Below are 7,380 nucleotides of genomic sequence, written 5' to 3' on the forward strand. Positions count from 1 at the left end.
TGCCCCCGGCGGTGGTGTGGGGGGGGGGGGGCGGGGGTGGTGCCCCCCCCGGCCCCGGGGGGGGGGGGGGGGGGGGGGCCCCCCCCGGGGCGCCCCCCACCACCCGCCGCCGGGCCCTCAGTCCGCGATCAGCACGGGCTCCGGCACCCCGGTCCACGCCTGGCGCTGCTGCACGGGCCGGGCACTCAGCTCCCGCTGCCGCCGCACGAACCACGCACCGGGCGCCACCCCGGTTGCCCCGTGCTCCGGGTGGATCAGGTACACCGGCGCCGTGTTCTCGAAGGCCGCGATCGCCAGCCGTTCCGGGTCGTTCAGCCGCGTCGTCAGCCGGCACGTTCCCCGGTCCGCGACGAGCGTGTGCGGGTTGTTGCCCGCTTCGCCGCGGACCAGTTCGCGGCCTTCCGCGGGCAGCTCCCACCAGTCGCTGCGCCAGGCCGGCGCGCCCAGCAACGCCAGCGGCAGCACGATCAGGTCCCCCTGGGCCTGGAGCCCGTCGATCACCGGGACGGTGACCTGGCGGTCCAGGTGGTCGAGGACGTCGAGTCCGGTCCGGTCCAGCAGTTCGCTCAGGAACATGCGCTCACCTCGAGAAAGTCAGGTCCGGCGCTGCAGGCGCGCGTACTGGGCTCCGGTGAGCCCGTACGACCAGCCGGCCGCGTCGAGGGGATGGTCGAATTCGGCGGGCACGCTCAGCCCGTAGCGACGGCGGGTGCCGTCGCGCTCCACCGAGCCGTTCACCGCCAGCAGCAGCCGCGAAGGCGCCTGCCCGTTCCGCAGCGGAAGGTCGTAGAGCCGGAGTTCGCAGCCGGGGTTGCCGGGATCGGGCGCCCGGCTCGAGATCCGCAGCCCGGCCTGCTCGATGTACGCCGCCCAGCCCAGGTGCTCGATCGCACAGCGGCGCACCTCGACGTTGGACTCGCGGTCGATCCGGTCCGCGGTGGGGTCTTCGATCACCCAGGACGGCACCCGCGTGCCGTGCCAGGCGTGCACGCCCCAGCCGTCCGGGTAGACCACCGCGGGCCCGGACCCGTCGTGCGGCCGGTACCCGTCGTCCGTGTGGATCGCCAGCGGCCGTTCGGCGACGACGCAGACGCCGTCGCGCGGCCACCACCAGCCGCACGAGCGCACGAGCACCGCCCACAGTTCCAGCTCGGGGTCACCCGAGTCCGGCGTCACCCAGTACGCGTCCTGCTGCCCGTACCAGTGCAGGCCCAGCGAACGCGGAATGGCGGCCCGGATCAGGCCGGCGACGGACTCTTTGACGGTCTGCCTCGCCTCGGGCGAAATGTCGCCCCACCGTCTTCGCAGCGCGGCGACCCGCGTCGCCAACCGGGCTTCCACCGGCTCGGCGGACCCGGATGGTGGCACGGCGGCGTTCGGGGAAGACACCCAGACGAACTTCGGCGGCGGCTCGCCGAGCAGCGCGTAGAGCCGGGTGATGGCGTCTTCGGCCGCGGGACGATCCGCGGAATACGTGCTGAAGGCGTGGCTCAACCACGCGGAAATATCGGGAAGTCGGCGGTCCGGCCGCCGCGGGGCGCTCAACGCGCGAGGGCGCGCACGCCCTTTCGAATCGACATGCTCCGATCATGACAGCCGTTTCGCCGATCGCGCAAGCGGCTTCTCGGGGGTTCCGGGTGGCGGAGCCCCCGGCTCGGGGCGAAGCCCCGGATGTCTCAGCCTGGACCTGAACCCGCTTCCGCGCCTAGAGTTCGTCGTGCCCGCGGTCCGTGCCGCGGTTCCGCCGTCGCACCAGCTCTTCCCGTGAAGGAAGTGTCCATGGACGGCAGGTTCACCCGGCGGCAGCTGATCAAGGGCGGGCTCGCGGTGGCGGCGGTGCCGCTGCTCCCGGCGGTCGCCTCGGCGGCGCCCCGCATCGACGTTCCCGCGCTCCCGTGGCCGGCGGCGAACGACATCGTCGCGAACACGACGATTCCCGTTTTCCCGGATCGCGCTTTCGCGATCACCGGTTACGGCGCGAAGAACGACGGCAAAACCGACAACACCGCGGCGATCGCGAAGGCGATCGACGCCTGCGCCGCGGCCGGCGGCGGCCACGTGATCGTGCCGGGCGGCGGGAGTTTCCTGACCGGTGCCATCCGGCTCAAGAGCCACGTCGACCTGCACCTCGAACCCGGTTCGGTGCTGAAGTTCAGCGGTGACGCGGCGAAGTTCCCGAATGTCCTGACCCGCTACGAGGGCATCGAATGCGTCAACCACTCGCCGATGATCTACGCCTACGGGGAAAAGAATATCGGCCTCACCGGCAGCGGCACACTCGACGCGGCGGCGACCTCGTCGTGGAACAAGGGCAGCGACCGGGCGTACCTGGAATCGTTGGTGGCCAAGGGGATCGCGCCGGAGAAGCGGGTGGTGCCGGGCTCGGGGCACACCATGCGTTCGGCGTTCGTCGAGCCGTACGCCTGCGAGAACGTGCTGATCCAGGGCGTCACCCTGAAGAACTCCATGTTCTGGCAGCTGCACCCGACGCTGTGCCGCAACGTCACGGTCGATGGCGTCAGCACCGATCCCAGCACCGCGCACAGCAACACCGACGGCTGCGACCCGGAGTCGTGCGACCACGTCGTCATCGCCAACTGCACCCTCGGCGCGCACGACGACAACATCGCCATCAAGTCCGGCCGCGACGCCGACGGGCGGCGGGTGAACGTCCCGTGCCAGAACCTCGTCGTGGTGAACTGCGTGATGAACGGCAACTGGGGTGCGATCACCTGCGGCAGCGAGCAGACCGGCGGGATCCGCAACGTCTACGCGTACAAGCTCACCGTGAAGGGTGATACGAAGTTCGCCCTGTACGTGAAGTCCAACACGCTGCGTGGCGGGTTTTCCGAGAACATCAACCTCGACAGCGTCTCCGGCACTTTCGCGCGGAACTTCGTGTACGTGACATCCACGTACAACAGCCAGATCGGTAGCTCCGTCCCGTCGTTCGGGCCGTTCACGATCAGCAACTGTTCGAGCACGAAGATCGCGGGCAAGACGTTCGACGTCAGCGGGCTTTCGAACGCCCACGTGCACGGGTTCGCCGTGGCGAACTCCACGTTTAAGGGCGTGTCGGACACGTCGAACACGCTGAAGTACGTGGACAGTGCCCGCTTCACGAATGTGACGGTCAACGGCAAGCCGATCTGACCCTGCGGGATCGGCGGCGCTGCGGCAGGCTTACTACCAACGAGTAGGAAGCCTGCCGTTCGTCCTTTCCGGAGGTAGCCGTGGACGTCCCCGAAGTGCCCTCGAAGGTGGATCCGGACGCACTGACCGCCGTCCTCGACGGTCGCTGGGCCGAGCTGCGCCGCGGGGTGCGGGCGCAGATGGCCGGCGCGGAGTTCCGGGACCCGGTGGACCTCGGCATCGAGGCGCACCGCGCCCAGGTGCTCGACCAGCTGCGCGCGCTCGCCGGAACCGACCGCCCCGGCCTGGGCTTCGACCCGGCGTACGGCGGCGGTGGTGACGTCGGCGGGTCGGTGACGTCGTTCGAGATGCTCGGCTACGGCGACCTGTCGCTGATGGTGAAGGCCGGCGTCCAGTGGGGCCTGTTCGGCGGCGCCGTCCAGCTGCTCGGCACCGAGCGGCACCACGAGCGGTACCTGCGCGCGATCATGGACCTCGACGTCCTGGGCTGCTTCGCGATGACCGAGCACGGCCACGGTTCCGACGTCCAGCACCTGCGCACCACGGCGACCTTCGCCGACGGTGGGTTCGTGATCAACACGCCGGATGCGATGGCCCGCAAGGAGTACATCGGCAACGCCGCCCGCGACGGCCGGCTGGCGGTGGTCTTCGCGCAGCTGGTGACCGGCGGCGAATCGCGCGGCGTGCACGCCTTCCTCGTGCCGATCCGCGACGACGACGGTGCGCCGATGCCGGGGGTGTCCATCAAGGACTGCGGGCCGAAGGCGGGCCTCAACGGTGTCGACAATGGACGGCTGGCGTTCGACGACGTCCGGGTGCCGCGCGAAGCCCTGCTGAACCGCTTCGGTGACGTCGCCGAAGACGGGACGTACTCGAGCCCGATCGAGAGCGACAGCCGCCGGTTCTTCACGATGCTGGGCACGCTGATCCGCGGCCGGGTGAGCGTCGCGGGCAGCGCGGGCAGCGCCACGAAACGCGCGCTCACGCTGGCGATCCGCTACGGCGAGTTCCGCCGCCAGTTCGCGAAGCCGGACGGCGACGAGGTCGTCGTCCTGGACTACCTCGCCCACCAGCGGAAACTCCTGCCGGCGCTGGCCAAGACGTACGCGCTGCACTTCGCGCAGGAAGAGCTGGTCTCGAAGCTGCACGACATCGATTCGTCGGCGCCCGAAGAGGAGCAGCGCGAGCTGGAGTCGCGCGCCGCCGGGCTGAAGGCGCTCGCGACGTGGCACGCGACGTCGGCGATCCAGACCGCGCGCGAGGCGTGCGGCGGCGCGGGCTACCTGGCGGAGAACGTGCTGCCCGGGCTGAAGGCCGACACCGACGTCTTCACGACGTTCGAAGGCGACAACACGGTGCTGCTGCAGCTGGTCGCGAAGGGCCTGCTGACCAGCTACAAGCAGGATTTCGAGGACCTTTCGCCGCTGGCGACGGCCCGCTTCTTCACCGACCAGGTGGTCAGCACGCTCCTGGAGCGGACCTCGGTGCGCAAGGCGCTCGAGTCGCTCACCGAAGGGTCCGACTCGGAGGTGTTCTTCCGCCGCGAATGGCAGCTGCGGCTGTTCGAGGACCGCGAGGAGCACGTCGTCGAAGGCGTGGCGAAGCGCCTGCGCAAGGCGGCTGCCGACCCGTTCGGTGTGTTCAATTCGGCGCAGGACCACGTGCTGCGCGCGGGCCGCGTCCACGTCGAGCGCCTGGTGCTCGAGGCGTTCACGGCGGCCATCGAGCGCTGCGACGATCCGGACGCGCGGTCGGTGCTGGAGCGCGTCTGCGACCTCTACGCGTTGTCGGCGATCGAAGAGGACCTGGCGTGGTTCCTGGGCCACGGCCGCCTGACGGCGTCGCGCGCGAAGGCCGTCACGTCGGCGGTGAACCGGCTGTGCTCGGAGCTGCGCCCGCACGCGCGCACGCTGGTGGACGCGTTCGCGATCCCGGAGCAGTTCCTCGCGGCGCCGATGCTCACGTCCTGACCGCCCGGTCGCGGTGGAGCCCGGACGGGTGGCCGGTATCGGGGACCGGCCACCCGTCCGGGAGCCTTCAGGAGCGGCGGTGCTTCCGGTCGTCGTCGGTGACCTCGAACTGCTCCTTGCGGACCTTGCCGGACACGGTCTGCTCGTCGCTGACCGTCTCGGTCCGCAGGCGCGCCCGCTCGACCGGCACGGTTTCCTTGCGCACCACGGGTTTCTCGGCGTGCAGGACGACGTCCTGCTCGGCCTCGCCGATCTCCGCCCGGCCTTCGCCGCGGGTGATCGGCTCGCGTTCGACGCGCACCTCTTCGTGCCGGACCGGCACGGTGACTTGCTGCTCTTCGGTGACGACGTACTTGCGCAGCCGCACGTGCCCGGTCTCGACCTGCTCGGTGCCGACGTTGAGCCGTTCCTCCGAGCGCGTCATGGAGGCACGGTCGTCGCGCTTCCCGCGGCCGCCCATGGCGGCCGGGCCGCGGTCCGTCCGCCCGCCCGTCCGCCCGTCCGGCGAGGTGCGCGGCACCGGCAGGCCGTAGTGCTGGTAGAGCTGCGTGCTTTCTTCCGGCGAAAGGTGCCCGTCGGCGTCGATGCGGGGCGCCTCGGAGACGCTGTCCTTGTCGACCTGGACGTGGATGCCGTCCTTGTCCGTGCGGGCGCCGGAGAGCGGGACGAAGCTTTCCTTGGTGCCGAAGAGGCCGGTCTTGACGGTGATCCACTCGGGCTGGTGCGTCGCGTCGGCGAGGTAGACGTTGCCGACCTTCCCGATCTTGTTGCCGTCGGGGTCGACCACGGCGCTGTCGATGAGTTCTTGGGGCTGCATGGTCCTGGCCATCGCGGTCGTGCTCCTTCGACGTTGGGTCCGTTGTCTGAGATCCACCGTCGGCCGCGCCGGTGACCACGGCAACCGTCGTGGTGGTCCCGTGGGTGACCCCTGATCGTGATCGTTTGAAGCGTCTCCCGCGGGCCAGGCGTGGCGGGTCCCGCAGGTCGACCGCGGTGCCGCCGGCGTGACGGGCGGCCGTCGCGCGCACGCGAAGGTGTGGACCTGGATTTCGCGTGACCGGCGTCACTGGCGGTGCTGTCACAACGGTGGCGTCCGCGTCGTCAAGGGGGTGAAGCAGACGATGAAAGGGGAACGACCATGGAAGCGCGCCTCAACATGTTCGAGAACGAGGTCACCGGCAAGTTCGTCAAGCGCCTGATCGCGGCGTCGCACCCGGTCGAAGAGTCGTCGCTCCCGAAGGCGACGCAGGAGCTGGTGAAGATCCGCGCGAGCCAGATCAACGGCTGCGGGATGTGCCTCGACATGCACACGAAGGACGCGGCGGCGGCCGGCGAAACGGCGGTCCGCCTGGCGATGGTGGCGGCGTGGCGTGAAGCGGTGGTGTTCACCGAGGCGGAGCGCGCGGCCCTGGCGCTGACCGAGGAGGGCACCCGCCTGGCGGACGCGCACACCGGCGTCAGCGACGAGACGTGGGCCGCGGTGCGCAAGCACTTCGACGAGGAGCAGATCGGGGCGCTGATCGCGCTGGTGGCGACGATCAACGCGTGGAACCGGCTGAACGTGATCGTCCGCAACCCGGCGGGGGAGTACCAGCCGGGGATGTTCGGCTGAGGGGGAGTTCACCTGCCGTGGGGCGCGGGACCAGCTTCGATGGTGACGATCTCACGGCGGTGGAACCCCTCACCGTGGCACAGTGGACTGGACCGCGCCCGGCGCAAGGCGGTTGATTGCCGGGGTGGGTGATGTTGTCCAAGCCATCGGGTGATGTCGATAAAGGATCACCGGATATCGCCCGATGATTTTACCATGATGAAAAAGACGCTCTTCGCAGCCGCAGTCATCGGTGGCGCCATGCTCGCTGTTGCCGCGCCGGCTTCCGCCGGCGAGGTCGGGCACCACCCGGGCGGCGGCATCAGCATCGGCGACAACCTGTGCGCGGCTCCGTGGCAGTGGAACGGTCCCATCGAGGCGCTGCACGCGGGCCACGCGCCTTCGTACGCGGCCTGCAACAACAACTCCACCGGCGGCGGCCACGGTGGCATCAGCATCCTCGACAACGCGTGCCTGCTGCCCTGGCAGTGGAACGGCCCGCTGGAGCTGCTGACGGTCGACCACAACCCGTCGTACGTGGCCTGCAACGGAAACTCGGCCGGCTGATCGAAAGGAGGAGCCGCAAGCTGGTTGATTGAGTGTGCACCAACCAACCTCGGCTCATCCTCGCAAAAGCGCGGCCATTCACTCGATGACGAGTGAATC

Annotated in this window: 7 protein-coding genes; 4 read left to right on the top strand and 3 right to left on the bottom strand. The window is 69.9% G+C overall.

Translation table 11 applies throughout. The features are described from left to right. Positions 1 to 117: 117 nt before the first annotated feature. Both ACFVYA_RS48790 and ACFVYA_RS48795 read right to left on the bottom strand, forming a co-directional pair. Positions 118 to 576: a hypothetical protein gene (locus tag ACFVYA_RS48790; protein ID WP_387055358.1), complete on the bottom strand. Its 459-nt coding sequence runs from the start codon at positions 574 to 576 to the stop codon at positions 118 to 120. An 18-nt stretch (positions 577 to 594) separates the two neighbouring features. Further along, positions 595 to 1,494: a DUF6745 domain-containing protein gene (locus tag ACFVYA_RS48795; protein ID WP_387055360.1), complete on the bottom strand. Its 900-nt coding sequence runs from the start codon at positions 1,492 to 1,494 to the stop codon at positions 595 to 597. Positions 1,495 to 1,779: 285 nt separating this feature from the next. Between ACFVYA_RS48795 and ACFVYA_RS48800 the strand changes: the two genes are divergently transcribed. Beyond that, positions 1,780 to 3,153 carry a glycosyl hydrolase family 28 protein gene (locus tag ACFVYA_RS48800; protein WP_387055363.1) on the top strand — a complete coding sequence of 458 codons (1,374 nt, stop codon included), beginning with the start codon at positions 1,780 to 1,782 and terminating at the stop codon, positions 3,151 to 3,153. 80 nt (positions 3,154 to 3,233) lie between these two features. Beyond that, entirely contained in the window at positions 3,234 to 5,123 is a 1,890-nt protein-coding gene (locus tag ACFVYA_RS48805) for an acyl-CoA dehydrogenase (protein WP_387055365.1), read from the top strand. 67 nt (positions 5,124 to 5,190) lie between these two features. Here ACFVYA_RS48805 and ACFVYA_RS48810 read toward each other — a convergent pair whose 3' ends face one another. Then, positions 5,191 to 5,952: a DUF2382 domain-containing protein gene (locus tag ACFVYA_RS48810; RefSeq protein WP_387055367.1), complete on the bottom strand. Its 762-nt coding sequence runs from the start codon at positions 5,950 to 5,952 to the stop codon at positions 5,191 to 5,193. Positions 5,953 to 6,261: 309 nt separating this feature from the next. Here ACFVYA_RS48810 and ACFVYA_RS48815 point away from each other — a divergent pair, with 309 nt between their 5' ends. After that, positions 6,262 to 6,735: a carboxymuconolactone decarboxylase family protein gene (locus ACFVYA_RS48815; RefSeq protein WP_387055369.1), complete on the top strand. Its 474-nt coding sequence runs from the start codon at positions 6,262 to 6,264 to the stop codon at positions 6,733 to 6,735. Positions 6,736 to 6,930: 195 nt separating this feature from the next. After that, positions 6,931 to 7,281, top strand: a complete 351-nt coding sequence (locus ACFVYA_RS48820) for a hypothetical protein (RefSeq protein WP_285986163.1) — start codon at positions 6,931 to 6,933, stop codon at positions 7,279 to 7,281. Positions 7,282 to 7,380: the final 99 nt, after the last annotated feature.

Source organism: Amycolatopsis sp. NPDC058278, from assembly GCF_042881395.1.
Lineage (GTDB): Bacteria > Actinomycetota > Actinomycetes > Mycobacteriales > Pseudonocardiaceae > Amycolatopsis.

Excerpts from the sequence above, each read along its gene's own strand:
- ACFVYA_RS48790 (WP_387055358.1), bottom strand. The coding sequence starts at position 576 with ATGTTCCTGAGCGAACTGCTGGACCGGACCGGACTCGACGTCCTCGAC.
- ACFVYA_RS48800 (WP_387055363.1), top strand. The coding sequence starts at position 1,780 with ATGGACGGCAGGTTCACCCGGCGGCAGCTGATCAAGGGCGGGCTCGCG.
- ACFVYA_RS48810 (WP_387055367.1), bottom strand. The coding sequence starts at position 5,952 with ATGGCCAGGACCATGCAGCCCCAAGAACTCATCGACAGCGCCGTGGTC.
- ACFVYA_RS48815 (WP_387055369.1), top strand. The coding sequence starts at position 6,262 with ATGGAAGCGCGCCTCAACATGTTCGAGAACGAGGTCACCGGCAAGTTC.
- ACFVYA_RS48820 (WP_285986163.1), top strand. The coding sequence starts at position 6,931 with ATGATGAAAAAGACGCTCTTCGCAGCCGCAGTCATCGGTGGCGCCATG.